The organism is Microvirga arabica (assembly GCF_016811235.1).
Lineage (GTDB): Bacteria > Pseudomonadota > Alphaproteobacteria > Rhizobiales > Beijerinckiaceae > Microvirga > Microvirga arabica.
In genome coordinates this window covers 68,968-94,656 of the sequence record NZ_JAFBID010000008.1, presented here as the reverse complement: position 1 = coordinate 94,656, position 25,689 = coordinate 68,968, and the positions used below count along the sequence as shown (strand labels likewise).

Here is a 25,689-nt window from a genome sequence, read left to right as displayed (position 1 = left end):
GATGAGTCATGCGACTGCCTGTTCGATTGAAACCAGACGCCGAGAGCAGTTTGCTCGGCTATGCCCTTGCCTTGACCGAGGCAAACGGGTTGAATGATCTGCGATGGCTCCTGACCGCGGCAGGGCTACCGAGATGCTTTGCTACCAAGGAATGCGACTTGGGTCCATTGGCTGCTGCCGTAGACCATTTGGCGAAGGTAGAAGATCTCGAGTTGATGTCAGCTTGGCCTGTGGCGACACGATCAAACATGGTTCATTTCGGTAGGCAAGAGATCGCTGCGTCAGGGCTCGACATGGTCCACGCCAAGGTTTGTGTGTCCTGCTTGCGCGAGGGAAAGTTCTGCAAGCGCATTTGGGATCTACGCTGTTACCTTGCCTGCTATGAACATAGCGAGGTCCTGACCGACATATGCCACGACTGCGGCAGCCGACTGTCATGGTTTCGGCGATCCTCTAAAATCTGCCGCTGTGGAAAGGAGATTGCAAGCTCGAACCTATCCGTCCCTCACGAGGTATTGAATGTAGCACACGCCCTGGAAAAATTTGCCGGTTCTACATTGGGCCCGTTCGATGGCATCGCTCCGGTAGTAAGTCTCGATGCCGCTGTCCGTCTTCTTTGGTTCGCTGGCACACACGCTCCAGGCTTGGCGAATTGGCGCTCCATATTCATAGCCAAGCCACCGCTCATGACGGCGTTGGATGTGGTGCAGAGAGGAGCGCCAGTTTTACTTGACTGGCCGCACGGGCTCCGAGATTGGTTGAAGGAACATCGTCGACCAAGCATAGGCGGGTTGGCGGCGACTTTCGGGCCCCTCATCGAACGGATGAGGGTCGCATTCGATCACCCAGGTCTTGAACGGATATTGGATGGGGTCCGAGCTATCTTGGCCAATGATGTAAGTGGATTGCCGGTCAAACACTGGTCGTTCTTCTATGCCGATCCGCCCCTGAGACAAAGATATGTTACTGCTGCCGTGGCAGCCCGCCAGCTTGGTGTTACGAATGCATCGATTGGTAAAATGATTTTGGATGGACGCCTCTCGGGAATAAGCCAAACGATAGTCACGCGCCACGTTCGGCTCATTGACTACCAGCATCTAGGTAAGGTTCTGGATCAGCGTGCAAGCAGCTTCGGATCGACTGAGGCCGGCCGATGGCTCGGTATCTCAGCATTCCAGGTCGAGACCTTCCGAAGGATCGGATTGCTGACGGCGGCCCGTTACGTTGGGAAGAGAAGGCACGAGTATCGTTTCCATATCGATGACCTCGACGCGTTCAGGAGGCGGCTCGAAGACGCGGCTATATCTACGCACTCAAACGTTGATCACATACCACTGGCAAACGTTCCAGAACTGCGCCGGGTCCGTCTCGCGGATCTTGTAACTGCGGTCTTTCAGGGCACTCTCAAACTGGCTGTAGATGCCTCATCCGATGGTTCATCGCCAGTTTTTCGGCGTTTATTGATTTCTAAGGATGCAATATTCGGGACTCGGTTTAGGTCGGAGGGCGCCGCATTGAGCGTAGCGGCTGCGGCCAAGCAATTGTCGGTCTCAATACGTATGATACCGCTTCTCATTGAATACGGATGCTTGGAGAGAATCGAGACGTACAATCAATCCAGCGATTCCAAGTGCAGTATCTCCGCTGTTTCTGTAACTGGTTTCCATAGCCGGTTCACTCTTTCGAGTCGGTTGGCACGCGAGTTCGGAACGAGCACGCGGGTCATCTGTGAAAGATTGAAGGTTGCTGGTGTTGAACCTTTAATACATTCGAACACCGCAAACGGGATTTCAGCCGTGTGGAAGTTGTCGGAACTCGATGCAATTGATTTCGGTAAGGGGCAGGAGATCTCTTAATAAGGTCGTGAGTACAAAGTCCTTAGGGATTGCTCATCCCTGGTCTAATTCGGTCAAGATCGATTGATTGAGGTTAGACCTACTTTCGACTGAGGTGCTGAAAGCTAGTCGAGGGTAAAGATGTCTGTTCAAAGAACATCAACGAGTGCGAAGACACGAGGCTACCTTCGGGATCATCCCGGTTCTTATCAATCGTACCGAATGCCTATCCGAACTCCACCAATCAGAGGTGAGGGGATATGGGGCTGGGCACTACGTATGGCCGAGCTGAATGGCCATCCAGATCCAAGCTGGATTCTCACGCAGGCTGGCATTCTGGGGAGGAGACACGTCGCACGCCGGGATGTGATGCACAGGCTCGCCGAGATGGTTGGGCGAAGTCCTGAGGATTTCGCGGAGCTGATTCCCCTCAAGCGTGGTACGGGATATTCTAGGAGCGTCGTACCGGGCCTGGAACTACCGCCTTGGATGGTAGCGTCTAAACACTTCAGTGTATGCCCACGCTGTCTAGCCGAGCGGCGAGTGGTGCCTGCAATCTGGGATCTCGGGTTTTGGACATGTTGTCCTTGGCACAATTGCCGCCTCGCAATATCTTGTCCAGCCTGTGGGGCTTTGATCACGTGGCGACGACCGGGAATTAATCGTTGTTCGGACCCACATTGTGATGGTTTGCTCTCGAATGCCAATCCGGAACCTGCACCTCAAGCCGAGATCGAAGTGATCTTACTGCTGGCGGAGAAATTGGCCTTCTCTGATCTTCCGCGACGTTCAACGCTTTGGCATGCGTTTGGACACTTAGATGCGACCGACATAATCCGCTTGATTGCGGGGATCGGCCTGCCTTTAACGTCGCTAGGAGGACACCGAAGGCAACGTATAACTCGTCCTGAGGATGTGATGAAAGCAACTTCGGACGTACTCATGGATTGGCCGCATCATTTTCATTTGCTGTTGGGGGAGTTTGCAAGCGATGCAGCGGGCAGACGCAGCCTCCGGCATCGGTTCGCGGGTTTCTACTATAGGCTGCTGGGGCAAGGGTCCCGTAGTTCGCTCCTGCCTTCTGCGGCTCGGTCGGTATTAATCGATGAACTTGTCGCTCATTTGGACGAGACAGCATCTTTGCAGCAACCGGCTGGTAGAAATAGCACGGGCCAATGGATCAACCGTCACCACGCGGCGCGCAAGCTTGGCATTAACGAAAACACGATCTTGCGAATGGTTAGATTGGCTGCTCGTGGGATCGTTCGTAACTGACGGCGAGATCACTCACCTCTTTGTTTGGCAAGACAGAAGTGGAGAGTCCGCGCCTAACATTATTTCGATGCACCAGAAATCCAACCAAGAACCGGATGCAACCATGTGTGACGGTGCCGACCAATTGTGTGGAGTGAGCTTTGACCATGTGAAGGCGCCAGTGCGTACGGGACTGTAAGTTCATCAGCCGACCACATGAGCATCACGTTCTATGTCGCTCGCGTCGGGGCAATTGATGGGATGGTGGCCACGCGCAAGCGGAAGTGAGACCGAATGCGGATTTCGTCGGCTTCTTCTGTGCTTCACGTTACTAAAAGTTTGGGTATCGAAGGCCTTCTGAAAAGTGTCCTTGATGGACATGTCAAAGTAGCATCCGTCACAGCGAGCGAGTTTGAATGTTACAAGTCGATACTATGCCGTGATGCAGTTGCAGAGCTCGCCCATGAGCCACGTGCTTCTCGGAAACAAAAATTGTGTTTCCGGCAGATGGCAGAAATAGCTTCTCATTCTGGCGAACGTAGCATGCTGAAAGTGTTCAACGATGATCATGGGGGTCACATTGTGATTTTCAATGTGAGAATTCATTTCTCATGTATCTATGGAAAGTCGTTCATAATTCTCACTAATTAATGGACAATTTTCTCGTTTTCCATGGAAATGCGCTGCTAAGTAATTGAAAATTCCGGGTTTGGTTTCGCTTTATTTCGTGGGCTGCGCACCTTCCTGTCTCCGGGGACAGAAGTCTGATCCTCCGGTCCCACAGCCTGCGGCTGCGAGAGGCGGCGCAGGGGCTGGGTTTCCCGTTGGGCCACGTATTCATGCGAGGTCACGCCCTCACCGAGTGGAGGCGTGACCTTTTCGCGTTCGTGGAGCGCTTCCCCTAGGCCGAGTCGCACGGCTTTCCCTTCCTGGCGATGTTCCAGGTCAAGCCGTCCTTACCGCCCGGCATGGAGCCTCATTGAGAAGGAACTCTTCCTCCCTCGCCGCTTTCTATCCTGAATCGGGAACGTGGGCGTTCCAGTAGCGGACGCTCACTGCTCCAGTACAGGCTGCGGCTGGCGACGGAGCATCCAAGGGATGCCGCATGTTCAAACGCTTCATCATCAACCCGCCGGTCTTCTTCGGCGCCGTCGCCGTCATCGGCATTTTCCTCGCGATCGGGGTTGTTCTCCCGGATCGGGCCGGCGAGGTCTTCAAGTCCCTGCAAGAGGCCATTCTCAACAGCTTCGGCTGGCTTTATCTCCTCGCCGTCGGCATCTTCCTTGTGACCGTGCTGCTCCTCTGCCTGGGCCGATACGGCCGGTTGAAACTCGGACCGGACGAGTCCACGCCCGATTTCAGGTTCACCTCCTGGATCGCCATGCTGTTCGCCGCCGGCATGGGCATCGGCCTGATGTTCTATGCGGTAGGCGAGCCGATGACTCACTTCATGGCTCCTCCGACGGCCGAGCCGCGCTCCATCGCGGCGATGCGCGAAGCGATGTCGGTCACCTTCTTTCACTGGGGCATTCATGCCTGGGCCATCTATGCCGTGGTCGGTCTGTCGCTGGCGTATTTCGGCTATCGCTATAACCTGCCGCTCACCATCCGTTCCGGTCTCTACCCGCTCCTCAAGGAGCGCATCGACGGTCCTATCGGTCATGCGGTCGACATCTTCGCCATTGTGGGAACGATCTTCGGCATCGCCACCTCGCTCGGTGTAGGGGTTTCCCAGATCAATGCCGGCCTCAACTATCTTCTGGGCATCCCTATGGGGATTGAAATTCAGCTGCCCCTGATTGCGGTCATCATTGCCCTCGCCACAGTTTCCGTCGTCACCGGTTTGGACAAGGGCGTGCGCATCCTGTCGGAAACCAATCTGATTGTCGCCATCCTGCTGATGATCTTCGTCCTGCTGGTGGGGCCGACGGCGCTGCTCTTTCGCGACTTCGTGCAGAATCTGGGCCTTTATCTCGACTCGCTCGTGCTGCGGACCTTCAACATCTATGCCTATCAGCCGACGCCATGGATCGATGCCTGGACGCTCTTCTACTGGGCCTGGTGGATTTCCTGGTCGCCGTTTGTCGGCATGTTCATCGCCCGCATCTCGCGCGGCCGCACGGTGCGCGAGTTCGTGACCGCCGTGCTGTTCATTCCGGCGGGCTTCACCTTCTTCTGGATGACCGTTTTCGGCAACACCGCGATCTTCGTGGATACCGGCGCGGCAGCTGGTGCGCTCGGTGCTGCCATCGCCAACGACGTCTCGGTCGGCCTCTTCAAGTTTTTCGAGTACTTGCCGTTTTCGGGCCTCACCTCCACCCTGGCCGTACTCCTGGTCACCATCTTCTTCATCACGTCAGCGGATTCCGGATCGCTGGTGATCGACGCCATCGCCGCAGGCGGCGAGACCCAGACCACGACCGGCCAGCGCATCTTCTGGTGCGTCCTCGAAGGTGTCGTAGCGGCCAGCCTGCTCCTTGCCGGCGGCCTTGGCGCGCTGCAATCGGCGACCGTGGCCAGCGCCCTGCCCTTCACCCTCGTCATGCTGGCGCTTGTCTGGTCCCTGCTGGTCGGCATGCGCGCGGACCTCGCCCAGCAGCAGGCTCACGCCACCAGATCGTATATTCCCACGGCCCATCCCGCCGCCGGCCTCACGTGGCAGCGCCGTCTCGCACTCATCCTTCATGCCCCGACCGAAGCCGAAGTGGGAGAGTTCATCACCACTCAGGTGCGTCCGGCACTCGAGCAGGTTGCGGGAGAGTTGAGCTCACGCGGACGCACCTCCCATGTCGTCGAGGAAGATGGCGGTGCCATCGCCCTGCGCTCGCCGGCCGATGGCGTCCGCGATTTCGTCTATGGCGTCAGCCGCAGCGCCCAGCCCGTGGCCACCTTCTCTCCGCTCGCCGGCAAACCTGACTACCGCTACGAGGCCCGCACCTACTTCTCCAGCGGCGGGCGCGGCTACGACATCATGGGCATGAACCGCGACCAGATCATCGCGGACGTCCTGGTCCAGTTCGAGCGTTATCTGCTGCTCGTCCAATCGCCAGCCACGCAACTCGTCCACGGCGCTCCGGAACATGAGCTTGATCCTCCTTCGCCGTGACAGGCACTTTTGTCGGCGCCTCCGAGAAAATGGAAAGGTGATGATGACGCAGATGAAGCTTCGTTCCCGAGCGCGCTGTACCGGAATGCGATCAGGGAAAATCATGACATGCGTCCGGGTAGGCTGACGGCAAGCAGGCAACCATGTGGAACTGGATTGCGAGCAACCATCAAGTCATCGGCGCGATGGCGAATATCGCCATGCTGTTTGTCTGGATCGCGTATCTGCAGGTGTTTGTCAGCAGCTATCGCCGGCAGAAGAGGTCGAAGATCCTGATCAACCGCGGGGCGGGGTCAGGGCTTGAGGCCCGGTGCCTGATCAGCAACATGAGCGCCGAGGCAATCTACATCGAGAGTCTCATCGTGAGTGTTGAGACGACCGACGGGCATTGGAGTTATCCGGTGACCGAGCTGCTGGAAGGCCGCTCGGACCTGGAGCTTGCGACCCGGCAGGGGCCTCTGCAGACGGGACAGCTCATCGACATAGGGTCGTTCCAAAGCCTTATCCAGCCTGTGCTTCGGAGAGGAATGGGGCTGGATGGCACTGTTGCCCCAAGCGACCTGGACAATCTCGTCGCCTTCGAGATCAAGGTGATCGCGGTGCACGGCTCCGAGGATCTTCTGAGCGGGGCCGTCCGCCGGTTCGACGTGATCAGACAGCAGAACCGGCTGCTCCTGAAGGGACATGCGGTCGCGACACATCAGATCCGATCCCGCCGCGAACGGAAGAGGCTCGAGGACGAGGTTAAGGCGGATCTGTAACACCCCCGGCTTGCGCCCGCACAGCTCACGGGCCGGGCACGAAAGGCGGTCGGATCGTGGGGCTACCGCTTGATTTTCAAAGCGAAATGCCGTTGCGGAAGGAATCCCTTAACCGATCTGTCGGAAATATGTCGTGACAAGGCAAGACAGGGTAAGGCTCGACGCCTATGATTGATCTTCGGCGGACAGCCGCGATGCTGGCCATGCGCCATCGATCGCTCCGGCAGCAGGTGACCCTGCTGGTCGGCCTCCTGTGCTTCGCGCTCGTCTGCATCGTTGCCGTGGGTGCGGCCTATATCGCCCAAAGCCGGGTTCGCGCCATCGTCATGGCCCATGAGGCGCAGCAGGCTGCCGTGATCGCGACCATCCTGGACCGCGGCATGTTCGAGCGTTACCGAGAGGCCCGCAATCTCGCCGCGATGCCGGCCTTGAAGTCCATCTGGACCGGAGAGCCCGCGGGCATCCGTCAGACGCTTGAGCGGATCCAGGCCTCCTACCCGGACTATGCCTGGATCGGATATGCCACGCCCGACGGGACGGTGCGCGCGGCAACGCAGGGCATGCTAGAAGGCCAGTCCGTGCAGGCACGGCCCTGGTTTCAGGACGGGCTGAAGGGCCCTGCCGTCGGTGACGTGCACGAGGCGAAGCTCCTGGCCAAGCTCCTCGGCCCGGCGCCGAACAATGAGCCTTTCCGTTTCGTCGATGTGGCCGCTCCAGTGCGCGACGAGGCCGGTCGCGTCATAGGCGTGGTTGGCGTTCATCTGAGCTGGACATGGGCCGACGAGACACGCCAGTCCATCCTCGGCAGCCGGTTCAATGCCGGCGGGAGATCACTCTGGATCCTGTCCGCCGACGGAACGATGCTCCTGGGGCCTCAGATCGGCAGCAAGCCCTTCCTGGACGAGCAGGTGCTGGCCATGCGTCAGGCGAAAGCCGGCGCCTTCGAGGATGAAGCGGGCTCAGAGCCCATGCTCACAGGCTTTGCCGCCGCCGAAGGCTACCGGGACTATCCAGGGCTCGGCTGGATCGTCGTCTCGCGCCAGCCGGACAGCATCGCGTTTGCGGCGACACGAGGCATCGTCTGGATGATCATGGGGCTGGGCTGCGCCATCGCGGTCATCGGGCTGATCTGTGCACTCTACATTGCAAAAGGCGTGGTTCGCCCCCTGCAGACCATCATTGCAGCCGCCAACCGCATCGGCCGCGACCCGGCCATCACCCAGCTGCCACGCGTCACCGGATCGCTGGAGATCGTGCAACTCTCCTCGGCCCTTCGCTCGCTCCTACGCAGAGCCGGCGCTGCGGAGCAGCAGGTGATCGCAACCTCGTCCCAGCATGCCAAGGATGTTTCCACGCTGCGCCATCTGGCTGAGACGGATGCGCTGTCCGGGCTGCTCAACCGCCGCGGCTTCAGCCTTCTCGCCGACGACGCGTTCGGTCTCTACCGGCGCTACGAGCGCTCTCTCGCCGTGCTGATCCTCGATATCGACCTGTTCAAGACCATCAACGACACCTATGGCCATGCTGCCGGAGATGCGGTGATCCGGTCGGTGGGAGCGGCTTTGACCAAGGCCTTGCGCACCTCCGACAAGGTGGCGCGGTTCGGCGGCGAGGAATTCGTGGTTCTCGTGCACGAGGTCGATGCAGCCGGAATCATCACCGTCGCCCAGAACCTGCGCCGGGCTGTCGAGGCGCTCACCATCGAGCATCAGGACCATCGGATCGCGGTGACGGTCAGCGTCGGAGGCGCCATGGCCCACCGCAGCGACGAGGACGTGCAGGAGGTGATCGAGAGGGCGGATTCAGCGCTCTACCGGGCCAAAGCGGCAGGCCGCAACCGGGTAGTCATCGACGGGATGCAGATCCAGCTCGCCACCGCGGTGGCCTGAGGAGCCTTTGACACGGCTCAATGACACCCCTGAAGGCCTCCTCTAATCCTGACCATCAATCAGGCAACGATCGGGGAAGCGGGACATGAGCAAGAACAATGAGCACCACCTGAAGCAGATCCTCTATCGCGAGGCTTTCGAGCGGCGCGGACCCAATGCCCAGGATGCCGTCGCCGAAGCAGATGCCAGAGCCTCGATGGTGCTGGACCCCGTGGCGAAGTGGCTGAACGTCCGCGGGCGGATCGAGCATCGTCTCGACACCCTCAGGAAACGGCTCGCACCAATTCATGTTGATGTGAGGATCGCGCAAGCCAAGCCGCATGCCTACACGCCGCACGAATACCCCTCGATCGGGCATTTGAGGCTCGTGATCTTCGAGAACGACATGCCCACGACGAAGAGCCTCGAATTCGACGTGTCTGAAAATGGCATCGCCCATCTCTACACCTATCTCGCGACGGGAACGCGGCGCGCTGATCTGGATCTGGACGAGTTCGACGACGAGTGCATCGAAGCAGTGCTGCTCGATTTCGTCGATTGGGCGACACGTTAGCTTCGTTCGCCGGATAGCGCTTTCAGGTCCCGGCGTAGGCTTTCTCCAGAAGGCTGGCATCGAGCTTTATCATCTGCAGCATCGCCTCGGTGACGGCGAACCTTCGCGGCGTCCTTGTCCTTTATCATGACGCCGAGCGCCGCCGGCACGATCTGCCAGGAGACGCCGTAGCGATCCGTGATCCAGCCGCATTGCACCGGCGTGCCGCCGTCCAGCAGAGCATTCCAGAGCCGGTCGACCTCCGCCTGATCGTTGCAGCTCACGAACAGCGACATGGCCGGCGTGAACTGGAGATTCGGGCCGCCGTTCAGAGCCATGTAGCCCTCGCCCGCCAGCGTGAACTCCACCAGCATCGTGTCCCCCGGTTGTCCGCCAGGGGCTCGACGGTGTAGGGCAGCACGGCATCGTGCGAGAATCCGGCAGCAGCGAGACGTAGAACCGTGCCGCCTCCTCGGCCTTTCCATCGAACCACAGGGAAGGGGCGATCTTGAACACCGAAAGATCCTTCCGCGTGATGTCGAGAGTCGCTTGGACGTCAGCGCAGCAGCGCCCGGATGCGCGGATCGCGCAACCAGAGCCCGACCCACAGGGCGACGCCCACATAGACGCCGAACAGGATGTGGCTGAACAGAGGACTGCCGACCCGCACATGGGCGGCAACGGCGCCGCCGAGATAGGCGGTGAGCAGGACCGCTCCGAGGAATGCGGTGCGCGGATAGGCATAGAGAAGGGTGGAGGCGATGAGCACGAGGCCGAGAGCGCGCCAGGTGACGGGATCCGCCGGCCAGCCAAGTGGGATCACGGTATCGATCACCACCTGAAGCGGCACCAGTTTGATGGCACCATCGAACAGGAGGAAGAGAACGATGAGGCCGCTCAAGACTCGTCCGGTCCAGACAAGTCCGCTGCTCGTGGGAGCGGCCTCTGCCGTTGCTGTGTTTAGCATCGTGGTCATTCGTTCCTTCCCTTCCCCTTTATTCGGCAGCAGCCGACGGAATGTCAGCGGCTCGCCAGCTTTTCGCTTGTCCGGTCGAACCGTTCGGAGACCTCGGGCGTCATGACCTCTCCAAAATCCGCCATTTCATAGAACGGGCGGATTTCGATCTCGCTTGGACCGGGCATGGGATTGGGGCAGCGCTTCACCCACTCCACCGCCTCGGCCATGTCCTTGACCTCCCAGAGCCAGTAGCCGGCAACCAGCTCATTGGTCTGAGCGAAGGGCCCGTCGATGACGGTGCGGTTCGGGCCGTCGAAGGCCACGCGCTTGCCATGAGACGAAGGCTTCAGCCCATCGCCGGCCCGCATGATGCCGGCATTGACCAACTCCTCGTTGAACTTGCCCATGGCCTCAAGGAGCTCGGCCGAGGGCATGATGCCCGCCTCGCTGTCCTTCGTCGCCTTCACCAGAACCATTACGCGCATCGTTTTCTCTCCTGGATTCCACGCAGATCCGATTGATCGGCCTGCTTTTGCCATGCTCGGTGGACCATCACGCCGGTGCCATCTCGCCCATGGCTTCCTTGGCCGCCTCAAGGTCCATCCACATCACTTCCCAGATATGACCGTCGAGGTCCTCGAAGCTGCGGCCGTACATGAAGCCGTAATCCTGCTTCGGGCCGACATCGACCGTGCCGCCGGCTGCTTCGGCTCTGGCGAGCGTCGCATCGACATCGTCGCGGCTGTCGGCGGACATGCAGATCAGCACCTCGGTGGTCTTCTTGGCATCAGCAATCGCTTTGGGCGTGAACTGGCGGAATTTGTCGTGTGTCAGGAGCATCACGTGGATGGTCTCGGAGAACACCATGCAGGCGGCGGTGTGGTCGGTGAACTGCTCGTTGTTGACGGCCCCGAGTGCCGCATAGAACGCCATCGACCGGGGCAGGTCGCTGACAGGCAGGTTCACGAAGATCAGCTTGGACATTGGGTCTCTCCCTCTGGCGTGGTTTTGACATTGATTCCACGTTCAGTTATAAATAGCAACTATGAAGTTAGAAAAAATAACTCAAAAGCCAGACACCCGCTCCAAGCGCCATTACGAGGATGCCTGCGCTGCGGCTCACGGCCTCGACCTCGTCGGCGAGCGCTGGGCTTTGCTGGTGATGCGCGAGCTCATGATGGGTCCGAAGCGCTTCGGCGACCTGCGCGAGAGCCTGCCAGGGATCAGCGCCAATGTGCTGACCCAGCGGCTCGAAGGCCTGGAGGCCGCCGGCGTTCTCGTGCGGCGCAAGCTGCCGCCGCCCGCTTCCGCCCAGGTCTACGAACTGACGGAATGGGGCTATGAGAGCGAGCCGATCTTCCAAGCCCTCGGCCGCTGGGCCGCGCGCTCGCCCCTGCACGATCCGACCCTGCCGTTCAGCACGGCGTCCTTCCTCCTGTCGTTGCGGACGATGCTCGATTCCGAGCGTGCGAAAGGCCTGGAGGCGCGAGTGGGTTTCCGCCTCGGCGAGGAGACGTTTCTCGCGCATCTGACGGAAGGCCGGATCGAGATCGGCCGCAGCCCGGTCGACAGCGCCGACCTGATCTTCACCGGCACGCCGCCGGTTCTCGCAGGTGCGATCTATGGCGGGCAGCCGCTGGAGGCGCTTGAGAAGGCAGGGGCCCTGCAGGTCGAGGGCGACCGCGCTCTTGCTCGGCGTTTCGTCAGCCTGTTTCCCCTGCCGCCGAAGGCCGCAAAGCCGGCCTAGCGCAGTGTCTCGTCGAACAGCGTGAGCAGGCGTTTCCAATGGCGCTCAGCGCCGCGCTCGTCATAAACCTTGTTGTCGGAAACCGCCCAGCCATGGGCCATGCCCACATAGTTCTCGATCACATGGTCGATCTCGGCCCGGCGCAGGGCCTCGGCCAGGCGCGCCGACTGCTCGGGCGGGAAGCTCTCGTCGACGCCGGCGCTGCCCACATAGACCCGGCCCTTGATCGTCGCCACATGGAGGTGCGGACTGTCGGGCGCATCGTTGGCCAGACGCCCGCCGTGGAAGCTGGCAGCCGCGGCGATGCGCTCCGGATAGGCCGCCGCCGCGGTGATGGCGCGGCTGCCGCCCATGCAATAGCCGACAACACCGATCCGGCCCGTCGCTCCCGCTCGGGTCAGCGTCTCCAGAAACGCCGCGCTGTCGCGCCGGGTCATGTCCTGGGTGGTGTCGCCGATCATGGCGCGCAACCGGGTGCGGGTGGGCTCCTCGCTGAAAGCCGTCCTGGCATCGAAGGGGCCGTAATCGCCGTAGCGATAGAAGAGGTCGGGCAGAAGCACGACGTAGCCCTCGCCTGCAAGGCGCTCGGCCATGGCATCGAGCGCGGGGCGGGGTCCGAAAGCATCCATGTAGAGGATCACACCAGGGGCCTCCGACGCTGGCGGTCGGCCCGACTGAAACAGGCCAGCCTTGGCGGTCCCGTCCTGGGTCCTGATCGCGATGTCCTGCTTGACCATGTCCGTCTCCCCTCATGCCTGCCCCGGAACCGCTGCCGCCTGCGTGCGTTCCCTGCCCTCTCCTATGACCGCATGGGAGCGCTAATTCAAATCCGGCAGGCTTTTCTTACCAAGGCAATCATATGACTGCGTCGTCGAAGCTGGGTCGGGACCAGCCGCTCGTTCTCGTGCTCGGCGGCGGCAACGCGCTGGGCTCCTATCTCGCGGGCGCCTACGAGCAGCTGCAGAAGCAGGAGATCGAGCCGCAATGGATCGTCGGCGGCTCCATCGGCGCGGTCACGGGAGCCATCATCGCCGGCAACGCGCCCGAGGATCGCCTGCCGCGGCTCAAGGCGTTCTGGGACGAGGCGATGATCAGCACGCCGGGCCTGCTCGGGCGCGGCACGAAGATCCGGCACACCTATAATGAGCTGCACACGATCACGGCGCTCCTGTTCGGCCGGCCCGGCCTGTTCGGGCACCGCTTTCCCGGCATGCTGTCCATGCTGCCATGGATGCCGAGCGACGTTTCGCTCTATGACCACAGCCCACTTCGGCAGACGCTGGAACGGCTTGTTGATTTCGACCGGCTGAACCGGGCCGACATTCGCCTGACGGTCGGCTGCGTCGATCTCGAAACCGGCGAGGATGTTCTCTTCGACAACACCCGCGACACGCTTGCCCCCGAGCACTTCCTGGCGAGCTCCGCCATCACGCCGATCTTCCCGCCGGTGGAAATCGACGGGCGTCTGCTCTGCGATCCGGGCTACACCAACAACCTGCCCCTCGAGGTGCCTTTCGCCGAGCCGCTGCAAGAGGATTTCACCTGCATCGCCGTCGAGCTGTTCAGCCTGCACGCCGCACGTCCCGCTTCGCTCGACTCGGCTGCGGAACGGGCCAACGACTTGATCTTTGCGAGCCCCACGCGACGGACCCTGAAGGGGCTCGAGCGCGAATATGCCCTTCGCGAACAGCTGGAACCCGATGGCCCCCTGGCCACCCTGCTGCACATGGCCTATTTCGCCGGAAGCGACGAGCGGGCAGGCAAGACCTTCGACTATTCGCCGTCCTCAGTCCGCGACCGCTGGGCGGCCGGGCAACGCGATATGAACAAGAGCCTCGCGCTTCTGAATTCCGCTCCCGCTGAGCGGCACCGCTTGCGCTATCTTGCTCTGAGTCCCAAGCAGGAAGCGGCTTCGGCAGAAGCCGGCGCCGGAGCGGGCCGCGGCTGAACGCTCAAGGCCCGCCGGCGAGCGATCCCACCACCGCCATGGTGAGTTCGTCGAGATTGACCTGGCCTTCGATGGTGATCGTCTCGGCCTCGCCCGTCCTGACGCGCAGGCCCTGCTCGCCGGCCTCGGACTGGCGCTTCAGTTCCGCGATGATGGCCTCGCGCACCTGATCCTCGATGTTCATCGCTGTCTCCGTTCGAAGAATGCACCCGGCTGTCGAACGTCGGCGCGAGCAGCCCTGTTCCACATCCGCCGCCGGTGCTCAGGCTGTGGGCTTGCCCGCCTTGGATGCCCTGAATGCTTCGGCCTCCATGGTGCCGCGCTCGTTGTTGCAGGCGGAACAGGCCAGAACCAAGTTGTCACGGGTGAGCGGGCCGCCGAAGGATCGCGGATGGACATGGTCCAGGGTCGCGAGATCTGGAGCGCGCTTCACCCCCGGACCGGGACGGCGCGCCGGGACTCCGCAATAGACGCAGCGCCCTCCGTCGCGGGCATAGACATCCTCGAAGAGCTTGATGCGTTGCGCGGCTTTCATGGGGCTGGGGCTCTTCGCTGCGGTGGGATCGTCGTGTGGAACCACGGGCAAGCCGGGTGGTTGCTCCTGCAATCACAGGAGCATACGCCATGGTAGACACCCGCCGCAGGAACCGGAACCCCTTCGACGATGACAACGGCTACGGTGACGTGCCCCAAGGCGCCGTGGGCTTTCGCGGCGAGGGTCGGGAATATCCCGGAGGCTACGGCAGCGACGCCGACCCGTTTTCCGGCGGGGTGGTCGACGACGGGCGGGGCGGCCCGCCGGACGACGAAGGCTTCGACCCGGGCTACAGCCGGCCCCGCTCCGGTTACGGCGCCTTCGGCGACCGCGACCCGAACGATGCCGATGTCCGCTCCGGTCGGGATGAGGGCCGGCCCAGTGCAGGCCAGCATCGGGGCCGTGGTCCCAAGGGCTACCGGCGATCGGACGAGCGCATCCATGAGGATGTGTGCGAGCGACTGACGGAGGATCCTTTGATCGATGCCTCGAACATCGAAGTCGTCGTCAAGGAGGGCGAGATCACCCTCAACGGCACCGTCACGAGCCGCGGGCTCAAGCGCCGCGCCGAGGATCTGGCGGAACTGGCTTCAGGCGTCTCGCACGTCCAAAACAATCTTCGCGTGCAGGGCGTCTGAACCTGGGGCAGCCCTGCTTCGGACAGGGCTGCCTTTCGTATGTCACGACGCGAGAGGTGAGCTGTCGTAGTGGCGCAGCAGATCCTCGACGTCGCGATAGACCGCGATGCAGCCGGCGTCCTTCAGGGCCTGCTCGGTGAAGCCGCCGGACAGGACCCCGATGGATTTCATCTGCGCCTTGCGGGCTGCTTCCGCATCATAGGGCGTATCGCCGATCACCACCGCTTCGTCCGACGTCAGCGGCGCAAGCTTCCCGAGAGCCGCCTCGAAGATGTCTGGGAATGGCTTCGAGCGCTCCGCATCGTCCGACGATGTGGCCGAGTCGATGAGGTCCGCGATGCCTGCGATCTCCTTGTACTGCTCGACCTCGTCCGCGTTGCCGGAGGACGCCAGCACCGCTTTCTGCCCTGCCGCGCGGATGCGCTCGAAGAGATCGCGCACAGCGGGAAAGGCGCGCGCCCGGTGCAGGTAATCGCGCTTGAAGAGATCGGACCGAAAATCCTTAATGGCGTCGCCCTGCGTCTCGATCACCTCAGGGGGCAGAAGCCCGTGCAGGATCTGGTCGCCGCCCTTGCCGATCTGCGAGCGCATATCCCGAAAGGCGATCTCGAATCCGAAATGCTGGAGGGCCTTCACCCAGGCGTCCGCATGGAGATCCACGGTATCGATGAGGGTGCCATCGACGTCGAATACAACGGCTTTGATCATGTGCTGAGGATCTCCGTGTCCGGGCGCTACCCGTGCCTGAGCTTGAAAAAGAGGATAATGCCCGCGAGCATGAGCGTGACGCCGTTCGCCGCGATGATGGGAATTTCACCTTTCAGGAATCCATAGGTCAGCCACAGGGCAAGACCGGTGACCAGCACCAGGAACATCTTGAGCGAAATGTCCTTCGTCGAGCGCGTGCGCCAGACCCTGACCACCTGCGGGATATAGGCCGAGGTGGTGCAGATCGCGGCCGCGTAGCCGGTGTAGTCCATGAGGGACATCGAGAGGCGCCTTTGCGTTGAGAGGCCACTAACGTCATGCCTCCCGCGATGTTCCTGCGCCATTCCGGCATGGCTCGCGTGGTGGAGGAACAGCGGGGCACGTTCCGGCGTTGGCGCGCAACCTGAAACGAGGTGCGATCTTCATGGCCGGCAGCGCAGATCACGGATCGGGACGAATCGGGTCGCGCCCTGAGCAGATTGCAGCGCCTCCCTCTGTAGCGCCCGGCCACCATCCCCTGGGCCTGGATGGCCAGCGCGATGGCGCCTTCCTGGTGCCAGGCGGACTCGATCCGGCAAAGCCCGCTCCGCTGATCGTGGCGCTTCATGGCGCCGGCGGCATCGCCACGCATATCCTCGACCTCGTGGCCACGCAGGCGGAGCGGCATGGCGTTATCGTTCTGGCGCCGGAGTCGCGCGGCCCCACTTGGGATGTGATCAGGGGCGGTTACGGCCCCGACGTTGCTTTCATCGACCGGGCGTTGACGAAGGTGTTCGGGCTTCATCCCGTCGACCCCGCGCGCATCGCGGTGTCCGGGTTCTCGGATGGCGCCTCCTATGCCTTGTCGCTCGGCGTCATCAACGGCGATCTGTTCGATCATATCCTCGCCTTCTCACCGGGCTTCCTGGTGCCGACAACGACGGCCGATACGCCGCGGATCTTCATCTCTCACGGCGTCCACGACGAGGTGCTGCCCATCGACCCCTGCAGCCGCAGGATCGTCCCGGCACTTCGCCGGGCCGGCTACGACGTGGACTACCATGAGTTCGACGGCGGCCATGTGGTTCCGCCCGACATGGTCGAGCGTGGGGTGGCGCGCTTTCTTGGCTGACACTCACCTGCACATTCCGCCCGAATGGGCTGCTGCGGCAGAGCATGTGCGCCGCCACGAGGTCCACCGGATCGTCGTGCTCGGCGCCCGGGACACGGGCAAGAGCACGCTCTGCCGCTTCCTCACGATGATATCGGTGCAGTCCGGCCGAAGCACGGCCCTGCTCGATACGGATGTCGGCCAGAAAGCCATCGGCCCGCCGGCCTGCGTCACCATGAGCGATGCACAGGGCCTGTTCCTGGCCTTCGTCGGCACCACCAATCCCGCTCTCGGCTGGCAGAACCTCATCCGGGGCACGCGCCGCCTGATGGAACGGACTAACGCGGATCTCCTGGTCGTCAACACCAGCGGGCTGCTGGCGGGACCGGGCCTACGCCTCAAGGCGGCGAAGATCGATGAAGTGCAGCCCGACGTGCTGATCGCCCTCGGGGAAGATCCGGCTCTCGCGGCCATTGCCGACGGGAGGGCGTCGCTGCCGGTGCTCCGCCTGCCGTCCTCACCCATGGCCCGGCGCAAGACCGATGGGGAGCGCCGCGCCGTGCGGCGGGAGGCATTCCGACATTATTTTGCGGGCGCCGCCATCCATCGTCTTGCACCCGGATTGGTCGAGGGGATGGGCGCGGGTGCGCCCCTTCCGGTCGATCTCCTGGTGGGATTGGCTGACCCTGACGGCAATGACATCGGCATGGGCCTGATGAAGAACGCCGCGGCCGCTACGATCGAGGTGCTGTCGCCGGTTGCCGCAGGAAGCATTGCCCGGATCGTTCCAGGCTTGCTGCGCCTGGACGACAATTTCACTGAGAGATGCGCTCCTCACGGCACCTCTGGCTGAGGCGTCGGATGAAGCACCGGCTTGTCCGGCTCCGGCGGCTGCTCCGGCAGGGAAGACGGAACGCCGGGCGGCATGGATGGCGCAGGCGTGTCGGGGGGCATCGGTATGGCCGGAATAGGCTCGGTCGGAGGCGGCTTGGGATAGAACTCGTCCGGCTGCGGACGGCTGCTGGCGCGGTGCGGGGACAAGACACTCTCCCTGGATCTGTCCGTGACAACCGTTCAGCTCTGACAAAGGTTCTCCTGCAGCCCTGCTTCAAATCGGCATGACCGGTCAGACTTACGAAACCATAGGCAAGCTCTCGGCTTGACCTTACGTCCGTTTGGGGTCACGACGACAGGGTGGAACCACGAGCCGGAAGAATCATGCGCGCAGCCCGATCCCTTGCCTTCCTCGCCTTCCTCGTCAGCGGGTGGACCCTGGCCCAGGCGGCCGACCCCGTGTTCTCGCCCGAGCCCATCCAGAGCGCCTCGGGCTGGATCGTCACCGTGAAGGGCAACCTGCGGGCAGGGCCGTCCTATCCCGGCTCCGACGATTTCAGCTTTATCGGCTATCCCTCGCTCAGCTTCCGCCGCGCGGGGACGGTGGAGCGCTTCAGCGCTCCCGACGACGGCCTGAGCTTCTCGTTCCTGGACGAATCCGTGTTCCGCGTCGGCGTGGTCGGCCGCTTCGTGGGCGGGCGCTACTACGAGGACAACCGGGAGCTCGTCGGCCTCGACAAGATCGACTGGGCGGTGGAGCCCGGCGTGTTCGTGGAATACTGGCCCCTGGAGTTTCTGCGCGCCCGCGCCGAGATCCGGCGCGGCTTTGGCGGGCATGAGGGCTTCGTGGCTGATTTCGGTCTCGACGCGGTGCATCGCTTCGGCGCCGTCACCTTGTCGCTGGGCCCGAGGCTGTCCCTTGGCGACAGCGAATTCACCCGCACCTATTTCGGCGTGACCCCCGAGGAGGCGGCGCTCAACGGTCAGGTGACGGCTTATCGTCCCTCCGGCGGCATCACGTCCGTGGGCGCCACGGGCGCCGTCAGCTATGACTGGTCGCCGCAATGGTCGACCACCGCCTTCGTCACCTACAAGCATCTCGTGAGCGACGCGGCCGACAGCCCCATCGTCGAGCGCTTCGGCTCCGAGCACCAGGTCGGCCTGGGGCTCACCGTGTCCTATTCCTTCGGCTACACGCCCTGACGGGAGCCGCATCTCCAAAACGCGAAGAGCCGCCTCACAGGGCGGCTCTTTTCGTTTCAGGATTGTGACGGACCCTCAGGCTGCGAGGCTCTTGCCCGCGGCAGCATCCTCGCCGCGATAGATGCAGCCTTCCTGCGAGCCGGACATGCCGCGCTTGAGCTCCACTTCCTCGAGGCCGGGGAAGCGTTCCTTCACCAGCTTCCAGACGTATTTGGTGACGTTCTCGAGCGAGGCCACGCCGATGGCCGGGTTGAGGTCGAGATTGCCGTGATCGAGGCCCGACCCATGCTCGCCCTTGATCTCCTTGATGTAGTTCTCGACGTCATAGAGGTTGACCGGCCAGCCATAGACCTCGTCGACGGGCCCGCCGAAGGTGAGCTTGACGATGAAGGTATGCCCATGCAGCCCGGAATAGGGAGCCACCGAGTGAGCGGCATCGAACGTGAACTCGCAATAGGTCTTCATTGCCCCTGCTCCCAAACAATCGTCAAAATCGCCCTGCCGGCTGACGCTTCGGCAGGTGATCCTGGGTAACATAGGTGGCAGGGATCGGCAAAGAGCGTGGAGGTATTTTCTCTTAGGGCCACACCGCGATGCGGCATTTCGCGCTGCATCCCATCTTGGGCTTTATCTCTCACGCCAGAAGCGGTGGAGCCCTGCGATGTCCGAGCCGCACATGAGCGGCATCGCTTCCCTGATGCGCTCGAGCGGCCAGTCCCACCAGGCCATCTCCAGCAGCATGGCGATCTCCTCCTCGGAGAAGCGCTTGCGGACAGGGCGCGCGGGATTGCCGGCCACGATGGTGTAGGGCTCCACGTCGCGGGTCACGACGGCTCGGCTCGCGACCACGGCCCCATGGCCGATCCGGACCCCCGGCATGATCATCGCTTCCGTGCCGATCCAGACATCGTTGCCCACCACCGTATCGCCTGCGGGCAGGAAAGGATCCTGCGGCTCGCCGAAGGCACCATCCTTGTTCATGTAGAAGAACGGAAAGGTCGAGATCCAATCCCGGCGATGGCCCTGATTGCCATGCATCATGAATGTCGCGCCGGTGGCGATGGAGCAGAAGCTGCCGATGATGAGCTTGTCGGCCTCGGGCTCGTCGGGCAGCAGGTAGCGCGCGCAGTCGTCGAAGGAATGCCCATGATAGTATCCGGAGTAGTAGCTGTACCGCCCGACGACGATGTGCGGGTTGGTGACCTGCTCCGACAACGGTATGCCCTGCAGGGCGCTCTCGAAGATGGTTTTCATGAGGCTCTTCTCAACAGAAGGGTGCAGGCAACGCGTAGATCGATCGATGTGTTGACCCTCAGGCCACGCGGGCCTTCTGCCTGAGGTCTGCCAGCGTGTGCACCAGGTCCCGTGCCGGCCTCGGACGGCCGAAATAATAGCCTTGCGCATCGGTGCATCCCGCTGCTTGAATCTGGCGCAGATGCTCCTCCGTCTCCACACCTTCAGCCACAGTCGGCATGCCGAGGCTGCTGCCCAGATTGGCCACGGATTGCACGATGGCGAGACAATCCGACCGCTGGGACATTTCACGCACGAAGGACTGGTCGATCTTGATCTTGTCGAACGGGAAGCTGCGCAGGTAGCTCAGCGACGAATACCCGGTGCCGAAATCGTCCATGGCGATGCGCACGCCGAGACGGCGCAGATCGTGCAGCATCGAAACGGTCGCCTCGTTGTCCTGCAGAAGCACCGATTCGGTGATCTCCAGCTCCAGCCGGCTCGGGGCGAGACCCGATGCAGCCAGGGCCCGGCTGACGCTCTGCACCAATCCCCGGCTGCGGAACTGCACGGGCGAGAGGTTGACGGCCACATGGATGTTGCGAGGCCATCTTGCCGCTTCCCTGCAGGCCTGCTCGAGGATCCAATCGCCCAGGGACACGATGAGGCCCGTGTCCTCGATGACCGGGATGAACTCGGCGGGCGGAACAAGTCCGCGCTCCGGATGATGCCAGCGCAGGAGAGCCTCGTAGCCGCCGATCTCATTGTCGTTGATGTTGATCTGCGGCTGGTAGAACAGTTCGAACTCACCGTTGGTCGCGGCCTTGCGCAGATCGACTTCGAGCGCCCGGCGCGCCTGCAGCTGAACGTCCATGTGCGTTTCGAAGAAGCGGAACGTGCCCCGTCCATCGGCCTTGGCGTGGTAGAGGGCCATGTCGGCATGCTTCAGGATCTGGCTCGGGGTGACGTGTCCCTGAGGCAGCGCAATGCCGATGCTGGTGCCGATAAAGATTTCCTGGCCGTTCACGGTAAAAGGCGCTCGCATCGCCTCGACGATTTTCGACGCAAGGGCAGCGCTTTCGCTGGGCTTGCGGATTCCGGTCTGGAGGATTGCGAACTCGTCGCCGCCGAACCGGGAAATCAGGTTACGAACCTGTCCCTCGCTCGCGGGAATGCAGTTCCGGAGACGCTCGGCCACAGCCTTGAGCAACTCGTCGCCCGTCTCGTGACCGAAGGAATCGTTGACGTCCTTGAAGTGGTCGAGATCAAGATAGGACACGGCGATCGTGCGGCCGTTCGGCTTGGGGCCGGCCAGCGCATGCTCCAGCTGGTTGCGGAGCACGACGCGATTGGGCAGGCCTGTCAAGGCATCCTGATGCGCCAGGACGTGCAGCTCCTGGTGAGCCCGCCCCAGCAGCCGATTGTGCCTGTCGAGAAGGACGATGAGTGCAATCCCGATCAGAACGAGGCTGGCCGCGATGCCGGAGAAGAGCCAATGCAGGCGGATCAGCTCCTGCTGATCCTTCTGGACGGTTTCAGACCCGTAGATGAGCACGGTCGATGCGATCTGGGCCAGAGCGCCGTCGAACGGCTTCAAGCGGTCGATCACCTTCTGGACATTGCCCGGCTGCTCCAGGTTCTGGATGAGCGGATCCATGTCCTCGAGCGCCAGCTCGAGCCGCCGCAGCATGGCCTGATGATCCGGATCCCGCTGGAGCAGGGCATGGAAATCGCCCTCGTTCAGCTGCTTCACACGGCCGGCGAGAATGTCGTAGCGAAGCGCCACCTCATCCTTGTCGACGCCGCTTCCCGGTCGCTCGAATTCAGACAGCCGGTGCTCCAGCCGGATGAACTCGGACGAGGCCTGACTGGCCTCCCAGGCCGGATTGTAGACAGCGATCTGCCGCAGCGCACCCTGGCGCTGGACGACCAGCACCGAGATGTAGATGGCGGCGATCAGGAACCCACCGATCACGAGGGCGATCACCGTTTTGAATGTGCGCAGCGACAATGGGAGGCCTCCGCCCCTGACTGGCCTCGGCTAGCGGACGTCGATCTTGGCAACCTGCCAAGCCGAACGTGCGTAATAGGTCTGGCTCTTCAGGTCCGGGTTGCTGTCATAAGGGTAGATCACGAACAGAGGACCCTTGTCGCGAACGGACATGTATTCGCCGTTGCGCTTGATGGCGAGGATCACATTGAACTTCGCAAAGTCTTCTATCGGAATTTCGGTGGTATAGTCGTTCAGCGCAACCACGATGACCCGCTGACCGGAAGCACCAACCTGCTTCATCAGCTTGTCGAGCGGAACGCCCTCGAACTTTACCCTCCCCTCATGCCAGGGCGTCGTGGTCTCGACCGTCACCAGGCCCATGGATTCCAGCATTTTCCGATCGAACTGCGCCGTGTTGTCCTTATTGGTCTCGGAGATCTTGCCCGAGATGGTCAGGATAGGCCTCTCGGTCGGCGTGGCCAGCGAAGCCGCGTATGCGGCGCCCACGAAAGCGGTCAGCGCAAGCAGCGCTCCCACCAAGCCGGTCTTCACCTTGGCGCGAAACATGGGGAACCCCTACACAAAAAGTAATGAAGCACATGAAACCGATTAACTTAAGCAAAGTCTTACACAACTCTGCAATGGAAGCAAAAAAACAAATACAACAATGTTACGATTGATGAATTCTTACTTCCGGAGGTCCGACCTTCTACACGGATCCGCGGCCAATCGCTTGAGGCGCAATGCCGCAAAAGGCGATGTCCTCCGGCAAAAAAGTAAGCCGCCCTGTGATAGGCAGGGCGGCTCGCGGCAGTCGATGGATCCGACGTGATTCAGTCTCTAGAGCGGCTTGAGCCCCGCCTCGATCTCGGCCCGGCGCGGCTCCAGGAACGGCGGCAGGGCGAGGCGCTCGCCGAGCTTGTCCATGGGCTCGTCGGTGGCAAAGCCCGGACCGTCGGTGGCGATCTCGAACAGGATGCCGTTCGGCTCGCGGAAATAGAGGCTCTGGAAGTAATAGCGGTCGACCGGACCGCTCGACGGCGCCCTCAAGGATTGCAGGCGCTCCCAGCATTCCTGGTAGGTTTGCTCGTCGGGCGTGCGGAAGGCCACGTGGTGCACGCCGCCCGCCCCCGGACGGGCAGGCGCGAGGCCCGGCTCAACAGCCACATGCAGTTCCGCGGCAGGGCCGCCCAGGCCCATCTCGAACACGTGCACCGGCGTGTCGCCGACGCGATACTCCCGGACTGCCCGCATATCCATGGCCTCGGTCAGGACGCGGGCCGTGCGCTCCAGCTTCGGCACGCTGATCCGGATCGGACCGAGGCCCCGGATCTGGTGCTCGGCCGGCACGGGGCTGCGCTCCCACGGATGGGCCTCGCCCTGCCCGCCATCGTCGACGAGGCTCAGGCGCTGGCCTTCGAAATCCTCGAAGTCGAGGGTGAGCCGGCCGTCACGCTCGACGATCTCGTCGCTGCGCACATTGAGGCTGCCGAAGCGGTCCTTCCACCATGAAAGAGCCCTCTCGCCGTTCACCCGCAGGGCCGTCTGCGCGATGCTGTGGGTGCCGCGCCGCTCGCGGTCTACCGGCCAGTCGAAGAAGGTGATGTCCGTGCCGGGCGACGCCTTCGCGTCCGCGTAGAACAGGTGATAGGCGCTCACATCGTCCTGGTTGACCGTTTTCTTCACGAGCCGCAGGCCGAGGATCTGGGTGTAGAAGGCGTGATTGCCGCGCGCATCCGCCGTGACGGCGGTGAGATGATGAATTCCGGTCAGCTTCATGGCGCTCTCCATTCTTGAGAGGCGTAAATAAGCCCGCATTCCCGCCGCGGCGAGTCCTCGGACAGCCAAGCCGACTTTGCTTGAATGCAAAGCGCCCCAGCGTCGAGCAGGGGCGTCTGCAAACAAATCAGACGCCTCTGACGTTCAGGCCGCCTTTGCGCGCAGATCGTCCGGCGTGACATCATCCGGGATCGGGCAGCGATAGGCGCGGCCGCCGGTGCGCTCGCGCAGCTCCGCCTTGGCGCGGGCGACGAGGTCGGGGTTGCGCAGGCAATCGGCGGCGGTGGCCGCCATGGCTTTCGCAGCGAGCACCATGCCCTTGTGCGCGGCGGGCAGGTTGCCCTGCGTGACGAGCTGCCAGGTGTGAAACGGCGTGCCGATGGCAAAGCACGCGGTGTGGCACTGCACGGTCGGCACGATCCAGCTCACATCGCCCACATCGGTGGTGCCCATCATCACCTCCTCGCGGGCCGGCATGGCAAGCACGCCGTCGTGCAGCACTTTTGTTTTCAGGGACATGTCATACGGCTTCACGCTCGCAAGGATCTCCTCCTCCGTCAGCGCCGACTTCTGGAGCTTTTCCGCAAAGGCGACATCGGACTCATCGAAAGCCGGCGGGCCGAGACGGCGCATGTTCTCGTACATGGCCTCCTGCAGCGCCTTGTTGGGCACGACGTTGGAGGTCGCGTCCGTGATCTGCACCGACACGCTGGTCTCGGTCATCAGCGCCGCGCCCTCGGCGATCTTCTTCACGCGCTCGAACAGTCGTTCCGCATCGGGCAGGTGCGGCGAGCGCACGAGGTAGAGCGATTCTGCGTAAGCCTGCACCACGTTGGGGGCGTCGCCGCCGGTGTTCGTGATGGCGTAATGCACGCGTGCATCGGAGGGCATGTGCTCGCGCATGTAGTTCACGCCCACATTCATGAGCTCCACCGCATCGAGCGCCGAGCGGCCCACATGCGGCGCGGCGGCCGCATGCGCCGCCCGGCCCCGGAAGCGAAAGTAAGCCTGGATGCAGGCAAGCGACGAGGTGGTCGAGACCTCGTTGATCACGTTCGGGTGCCAGCAGAAGGCGGCATCGAGATCGTCGAACAGGCCGGCGCGGGCCATGAAGGTCTTGCCGGATCCGCTCTCCTCGGCCGGGCAGCCGTAATAGCGCACGGTGCCGGCAATGCCCTCAGCCTCCAGCGCATCTTTCAGCGCGACGGCGGCGAGCGCGGATCCTGCTCCGAGCAGGTTATGGCCGCAGCCATGGCCCGGCGCGCCCGTCACCGTCGGCTTGTGCTCGGCAAGGCCGGAGACCTGCGCCAGATCCGGAAGGGCGTCGAACTCGCCGAGGATCCCGACCACGGGACCGCCCGAGCCCCATTCGGCCACGAAGGCGGTGGCCATGCCGCCTACATGCGGCGTGATGCGAAAACCCTCGCGCTCCAGCATGGCGATCTGCTCCGCCACCGAGCGATGCTCTTCGAAGGCGAGCTCGGGCGTGGCCCAGATGCGGTCGCTCAAGGCACAGTAATCCTCAGCCTTGGCGTCGACGTAGCGGGCGATGACATCAAGGCTCAGGCGGTCGTTATGCATGGTGAATCAAAACTCAGGATCGTGGGAATGGCGCGACCATAGTCCATGATCGCGCCGTGATGAAA

The 25,689-nt window shown here is 62.5% G+C and carries 28 protein-coding genes and 2 pseudogenes; 13 read left to right on the top strand and 17 right to left on the bottom strand.

The annotated features are described in order from the left end of the window. Positions 1-8: 8 nt before the first annotated feature. The 7 genes and pseudogenes from JQC81_RS34265 to JQC81_RS06470 form a co-directional block, all read left to right on the top strand. Positions 9-386, top strand: a pseudogene (locus JQC81_RS34265) (TniQ family protein); the annotation flags it as partial. A 300-nt stretch (positions 387-686) separates the two neighbouring features. Then, complete coding sequence (locus tag JQC81_RS32975) at positions 687-1,856, top strand: hypothetical protein (protein WP_246520269.1); 1,170 nt, start codon at positions 687-689, stop codon at positions 1,854-1,856. Between the two features lie 120 nt (positions 1,857-1,976). Next, complete coding sequence (locus JQC81_RS34260; RefSeq protein ID WP_376772375.1) at positions 1,977-3,110, top strand: TniQ family protein; 1,134 nt, start codon at positions 1,977-1,979, stop codon at positions 3,108-3,110. A 1,084-nt stretch (positions 3,111-4,194) separates the two neighbouring features. Beyond that, a complete protein-coding gene (locus tag JQC81_RS06485; RefSeq protein ID WP_203270999.1) occupies positions 4,195-6,195 on the top strand; it encodes a BCCT family transporter in 2,001 nt (666 codons plus the stop codon). 143 nt (positions 6,196-6,338) lie between these two features. Further along, complete coding sequence (locus JQC81_RS06480; RefSeq protein ID WP_203270998.1) at positions 6,339-6,956, top strand: hypothetical protein; 618 nt, start codon at positions 6,339-6,341, stop codon at positions 6,954-6,956. Between the two features lie 203 nt (positions 6,957-7,159). Next, positions 7,160-8,845 carry a sensor domain-containing diguanylate cyclase gene (locus tag JQC81_RS06475; RefSeq protein ID WP_203270997.1) on the top strand — a complete coding sequence of 562 codons (1,686 nt, stop codon included), beginning with the start codon at positions 7,160-7,162 and terminating at the stop codon, positions 8,843-8,845. An 85-nt stretch (positions 8,846-8,930) separates the two neighbouring features. Further along, positions 8,931-9,398 (top strand): hypothetical protein, encoded by a 468-nt coding sequence (locus JQC81_RS06470; RefSeq protein WP_203270996.1) that lies wholly within the window; start codon positions 8,931-8,933, stop codon positions 9,396-9,398. On the opposite strand, the gene JQC81_RS33775 is transcribed toward JQC81_RS06470, so the two are convergent. From JQC81_RS33775 to JQC81_RS06450, 5 genes and pseudogenes are all read right to left on the bottom strand, one after another. Beyond that, positions 9,395-9,751, bottom strand: coding sequence for a VOC family protein (locus JQC81_RS33775; protein ID WP_281400232.1), 357 nt, complete (start codon positions 9,749-9,751; stop codon positions 9,395-9,397). The two genes, JQC81_RS06470 and JQC81_RS33775, sit on opposite strands and share 4 nt — an antisense overlap. A gap of 88 nt (positions 9,752-9,839) precedes the next feature. Next, positions 9,840-10,001, bottom strand: a pseudogene (locus JQC81_RS33770) (hypothetical protein); the annotation flags it as partial. Then, on the bottom strand, positions 9,934-10,353 hold the full coding sequence (locus JQC81_RS06460; protein ID WP_246520268.1) for a DoxX family protein: 420 nt from the start codon (positions 10,351-10,353) through the stop codon (positions 9,934-9,936). The pseudogene JQC81_RS33770 and the gene JQC81_RS06460, both read right to left, overlap by 68 nt. A gap of 44 nt (positions 10,354-10,397) precedes the next feature. Continuing rightward, on the bottom strand, positions 10,398-10,820 hold the full coding sequence (locus JQC81_RS06455) for a YciI family protein (protein ID WP_203270995.1): 423 nt from the start codon (positions 10,818-10,820) through the stop codon (positions 10,398-10,400). Between the two features lie 67 nt (positions 10,821-10,887). Then, positions 10,888-11,319 (bottom strand): VOC family protein, encoded by a 432-nt coding sequence (locus JQC81_RS06450; protein ID WP_203270994.1) that lies wholly within the window; start codon positions 11,317-11,319, stop codon positions 10,888-10,890. Positions 11,320-11,380: 61 nt separating this feature from the next. Between JQC81_RS06450 and JQC81_RS06445 the strand changes: the two genes are divergently transcribed. Further along, positions 11,381-12,082 (top strand): winged helix-turn-helix transcriptional regulator, encoded by a 702-nt coding sequence (locus tag JQC81_RS06445; protein ID WP_203270993.1) that lies wholly within the window; start codon positions 11,381-11,383, stop codon positions 12,080-12,082. On the opposite strand, the gene JQC81_RS06440 is transcribed toward JQC81_RS06445, so the two are convergent. Continuing rightward, the gene (locus JQC81_RS06440; protein WP_203270992.1) at positions 12,079-12,819 is read right to left on the bottom strand and encodes a dienelactone hydrolase family protein; all 741 of its coding nucleotides are present in this window, start codon (positions 12,817-12,819) and stop codon (positions 12,079-12,081) included. The two genes, JQC81_RS06445 and JQC81_RS06440, sit on opposite strands and share 4 nt — an antisense overlap. A 122-nt stretch (positions 12,820-12,941) precedes the next feature. Between JQC81_RS06440 and JQC81_RS06435 the strand changes: the two genes are divergently transcribed. Further along, positions 12,942-14,030: a patatin-like phospholipase family protein gene (locus JQC81_RS06435; RefSeq protein WP_203270991.1), complete on the top strand. Its 1,089-nt coding sequence runs from the start codon at positions 12,942-12,944 to the stop codon at positions 14,028-14,030. Between the two features lie 4 nt (positions 14,031-14,034). On the opposite strand, the gene JQC81_RS06430 is transcribed toward JQC81_RS06435, so the two are convergent. Beyond that, positions 14,035-14,214 (bottom strand): hypothetical protein, encoded by a 180-nt coding sequence (locus JQC81_RS06430; RefSeq protein WP_203270990.1) that lies wholly within the window; start codon positions 14,212-14,214, stop codon positions 14,035-14,037. Positions 14,215-14,292: 78 nt separating this feature from the next. Continuing rightward, positions 14,293-14,565, bottom strand: a complete 273-nt coding sequence (locus JQC81_RS06425; protein WP_203270989.1) for an HNH endonuclease — start codon at positions 14,563-14,565, stop codon at positions 14,293-14,295. 89 nt (positions 14,566-14,654) lie between these two features. On the opposite strand from JQC81_RS06425, the gene JQC81_RS06420 reads away from it, so the two are divergent. After that, on the top strand, positions 14,655-15,203 hold the full coding sequence (locus tag JQC81_RS06420) for a BON domain-containing protein (protein ID WP_203270988.1): 549 nt from the start codon (positions 14,655-14,657) through the stop codon (positions 15,201-15,203). A gap of 42 nt (positions 15,204-15,245) precedes the next feature. Here JQC81_RS06420 and JQC81_RS06415 read toward each other — a convergent pair whose 3' ends face one another. After that, positions 15,246-15,911: an HAD family hydrolase gene (locus tag JQC81_RS06415; protein WP_203270987.1), complete on the bottom strand. Its 666-nt coding sequence runs from the start codon at positions 15,909-15,911 to the stop codon at positions 15,246-15,248. 26 nt (positions 15,912-15,937) lie between these two features. After that, complete coding sequence (locus JQC81_RS06410; RefSeq protein ID WP_376772374.1) at positions 15,938-16,192, bottom strand: SWEET family sugar transporter; 255 nt, start codon at positions 16,190-16,192, stop codon at positions 15,938-15,940. A 143-nt stretch (positions 16,193-16,335) separates the two neighbouring features. Between JQC81_RS06410 and JQC81_RS06405 the strand changes: the two genes are divergently transcribed. After that, positions 16,336-17,022 carry an alpha/beta hydrolase gene (locus JQC81_RS06405; protein WP_203270986.1) on the top strand — a complete coding sequence of 229 codons (687 nt, stop codon included), beginning with the start codon at positions 16,336-16,338 and terminating at the stop codon, positions 17,020-17,022. Next, positions 17,015-17,854, top strand: coding sequence for a Clp1/GlmU family protein (locus JQC81_RS06400; protein WP_203270985.1), 840 nt, complete (start codon positions 17,015-17,017; stop codon positions 17,852-17,854). The genes JQC81_RS06405 and JQC81_RS06400 overlap by 8 nt, the downstream gene beginning before the upstream one ends. Here the strand turns inward: JQC81_RS06400 and JQC81_RS06395 are convergent. After that, on the bottom strand, positions 17,836-18,042 hold the full coding sequence (locus JQC81_RS06395) for a hypothetical protein (RefSeq protein ID WP_203270984.1): 207 nt from the start codon (positions 18,040-18,042) through the stop codon (positions 17,836-17,838). The two genes, JQC81_RS06400 and JQC81_RS06395, sit on opposite strands and share 19 nt — an antisense overlap. A gap of 177 nt (positions 18,043-18,219) precedes the next feature. Here JQC81_RS06395 and JQC81_RS06390 point away from each other — a divergent pair, with 177 nt between their 5' ends. Then, complete coding sequence (locus JQC81_RS06390) at positions 18,220-19,038, top strand: MipA/OmpV family protein (protein ID WP_203270983.1); 819 nt, start codon at positions 18,220-18,222, stop codon at positions 19,036-19,038. 75 nt (positions 19,039-19,113) lie between these two features. Here the strand turns inward: JQC81_RS06390 and JQC81_RS06385 are convergent, their stop codons facing one another. From JQC81_RS06385 to JQC81_RS06360, 6 genes are all read right to left on the bottom strand, one after another. Continuing rightward, a complete protein-coding gene (locus JQC81_RS06385; RefSeq protein WP_203270982.1) occupies positions 19,114-19,503 on the bottom strand; it encodes a 6-carboxytetrahydropterin synthase in 390 nt (129 codons plus the stop codon). A 162-nt stretch (positions 19,504-19,665) separates the two neighbouring features. Beyond that, on the bottom strand, positions 19,666-20,292 hold the full coding sequence (gene catB / locus JQC81_RS06380) for a type B chloramphenicol O-acetyltransferase (RefSeq protein ID WP_203270981.1): 627 nt from the start codon (positions 20,290-20,292) through the stop codon (positions 19,666-19,668). A gap of 58 nt (positions 20,293-20,350) precedes the next feature. Then, on the bottom strand, positions 20,351-22,282 hold the full coding sequence (locus tag JQC81_RS06375) for a putative bifunctional diguanylate cyclase/phosphodiesterase (RefSeq protein WP_203270980.1): 1,932 nt from the start codon (positions 22,280-22,282) through the stop codon (positions 20,351-20,353). A gap of 30 nt (positions 22,283-22,312) precedes the next feature. Next, a complete protein-coding gene (locus JQC81_RS06370) occupies positions 22,313-22,831 on the bottom strand; it encodes a putative pterin-binding protein (RefSeq protein WP_203270979.1) in 519 nt (172 codons plus the stop codon). Positions 22,832-23,104: 273 nt separating this feature from the next. Continuing rightward, the gene (locus tag JQC81_RS06365; protein ID WP_203270978.1) at positions 23,105-24,043 is read right to left on the bottom strand and encodes a ring-cleaving dioxygenase; all 939 of its coding nucleotides are present in this window, start codon (positions 24,041-24,043) and stop codon (positions 23,105-23,107) included. A 144-nt stretch (positions 24,044-24,187) separates the two neighbouring features. Next, entirely contained in the window at positions 24,188-25,624 is a 1,437-nt protein-coding gene (locus tag JQC81_RS06360) for a M20 family metallopeptidase (RefSeq protein ID WP_203270977.1), read from the bottom strand. Between the last annotated feature and the right edge of the window lie 65 nt (positions 25,625-25,689).

Excerpts from the sequence above, each read along its gene's own strand:
- JQC81_RS06455 (WP_203270995.1), bottom strand. The coding sequence starts at position 10,820 with ATGCGCGTAATGGTTCTGGTGAAGGCGACGAAGGACAGCGAGGCGGGC.
- JQC81_RS06365 (WP_203270978.1), bottom strand. The coding sequence starts at position 24,043 with ATGAAGCTGACCGGAATTCATCATCTCACCGCCGTCACGGCGGATGCG.
- JQC81_RS06390 (WP_203270983.1), top strand. The coding sequence starts at position 18,220 with ATGCGCGCAGCCCGATCCCTTGCCTTCCTCGCCTTCCTCGTCAGCGGG.
- JQC81_RS06430 (WP_203270990.1), bottom strand. The coding sequence starts at position 14,214 with ATGAACATCGAGGATCAGGTGCGCGAGGCCATCATCGCGGAACTGAAG.
- JQC81_RS06360 (WP_203270977.1), bottom strand. The coding sequence starts at position 25,624 with ATGCATAACGACCGCCTGAGCCTTGATGTCATCGCCCGCTACGTCGAC.
- JQC81_RS33775 (WP_281400232.1), bottom strand. The coding sequence starts at position 9,751 with ATGCTGGTGGAGTTCACGCTGGCGGGCGAGGGCTACATGGCTCTGAAC.
- catB (WP_203270981.1), bottom strand. The coding sequence starts at position 20,292 with ATGAAAACCATCTTCGAGAGCGCCCTGCAGGGCATACCGTTGTCGGAG.
- JQC81_RS34260 (WP_376772375.1), top strand. The coding sequence starts at position 1,977 with ATGTCTGTTCAAAGAACATCAACGAGTGCGAAGACACGAGGCTACCTT.
- JQC81_RS06435 (WP_203270991.1), top strand. The coding sequence starts at position 12,942 with ATGACTGCGTCGTCGAAGCTGGGTCGGGACCAGCCGCTCGTTCTCGTG.
- JQC81_RS06480 (WP_203270998.1), top strand. The coding sequence starts at position 6,339 with ATGTGGAACTGGATTGCGAGCAACCATCAAGTCATCGGCGCGATGGCG.
- JQC81_RS06485 (WP_203270999.1), top strand. The coding sequence starts at position 4,195 with ATGTTCAAACGCTTCATCATCAACCCGCCGGTCTTCTTCGGCGCCGTC.
- JQC81_RS06425 (WP_203270989.1), bottom strand. The coding sequence starts at position 14,565 with ATGAAAGCCGCGCAACGCATCAAGCTCTTCGAGGATGTCTATGCCCGC.
- JQC81_RS06385 (WP_203270982.1), bottom strand. The coding sequence starts at position 19,503 with ATGAAGACCTATTGCGAGTTCACGTTCGATGCCGCTCACTCGGTGGCT.
- JQC81_RS06445 (WP_203270993.1), top strand. The coding sequence starts at position 11,381 with ATGAAGTTAGAAAAAATAACTCAAAAGCCAGACACCCGCTCCAAGCGC.
- JQC81_RS06460 (WP_246520268.1), bottom strand. The coding sequence starts at position 10,353 with ATGACCACGATGCTAAACACAGCAACGGCAGAGGCCGCTCCCACGAGC.
- JQC81_RS32975 (WP_246520269.1), top strand. The coding sequence starts at position 687 with ATGACGGCGTTGGATGTGGTGCAGAGAGGAGCGCCAGTTTTACTTGAC.
- JQC81_RS06470 (WP_203270996.1), top strand. The coding sequence starts at position 8,931 with ATGAGCAAGAACAATGAGCACCACCTGAAGCAGATCCTCTATCGCGAG.
- JQC81_RS06410 (WP_376772374.1), bottom strand. The coding sequence starts at position 16,192 with ATGTCCCTCATGGACTACACCGGCTACGCGGCCGCGATCTGCACCACC.
- JQC81_RS06420 (WP_203270988.1), top strand. The coding sequence starts at position 14,655 with ATGGTAGACACCCGCCGCAGGAACCGGAACCCCTTCGACGATGACAAC.
- JQC81_RS06450 (WP_203270994.1), bottom strand. The coding sequence starts at position 11,319 with ATGTCCAAGCTGATCTTCGTGAACCTGCCTGTCAGCGACCTGCCCCGG.
- JQC81_RS06370 (WP_203270979.1), bottom strand. The coding sequence starts at position 22,831 with ATGTTTCGCGCCAAGGTGAAGACCGGCTTGGTGGGAGCGCTGCTTGCG.
- JQC81_RS06475 (WP_203270997.1), top strand. The coding sequence starts at position 7,160 with ATGCGCCATCGATCGCTCCGGCAGCAGGTGACCCTGCTGGTCGGCCTC.
- JQC81_RS06405 (WP_203270986.1), top strand. The coding sequence starts at position 16,336 with ATGGCCGGCAGCGCAGATCACGGATCGGGACGAATCGGGTCGCGCCCT.
- JQC81_RS06415 (WP_203270987.1), bottom strand. The coding sequence starts at position 15,911 with ATGATCAAAGCCGTTGTATTCGACGTCGATGGCACCCTCATCGATACC.
- JQC81_RS06440 (WP_203270992.1), bottom strand. The coding sequence starts at position 12,819 with ATGGTCAAGCAGGACATCGCGATCAGGACCCAGGACGGGACCGCCAAG.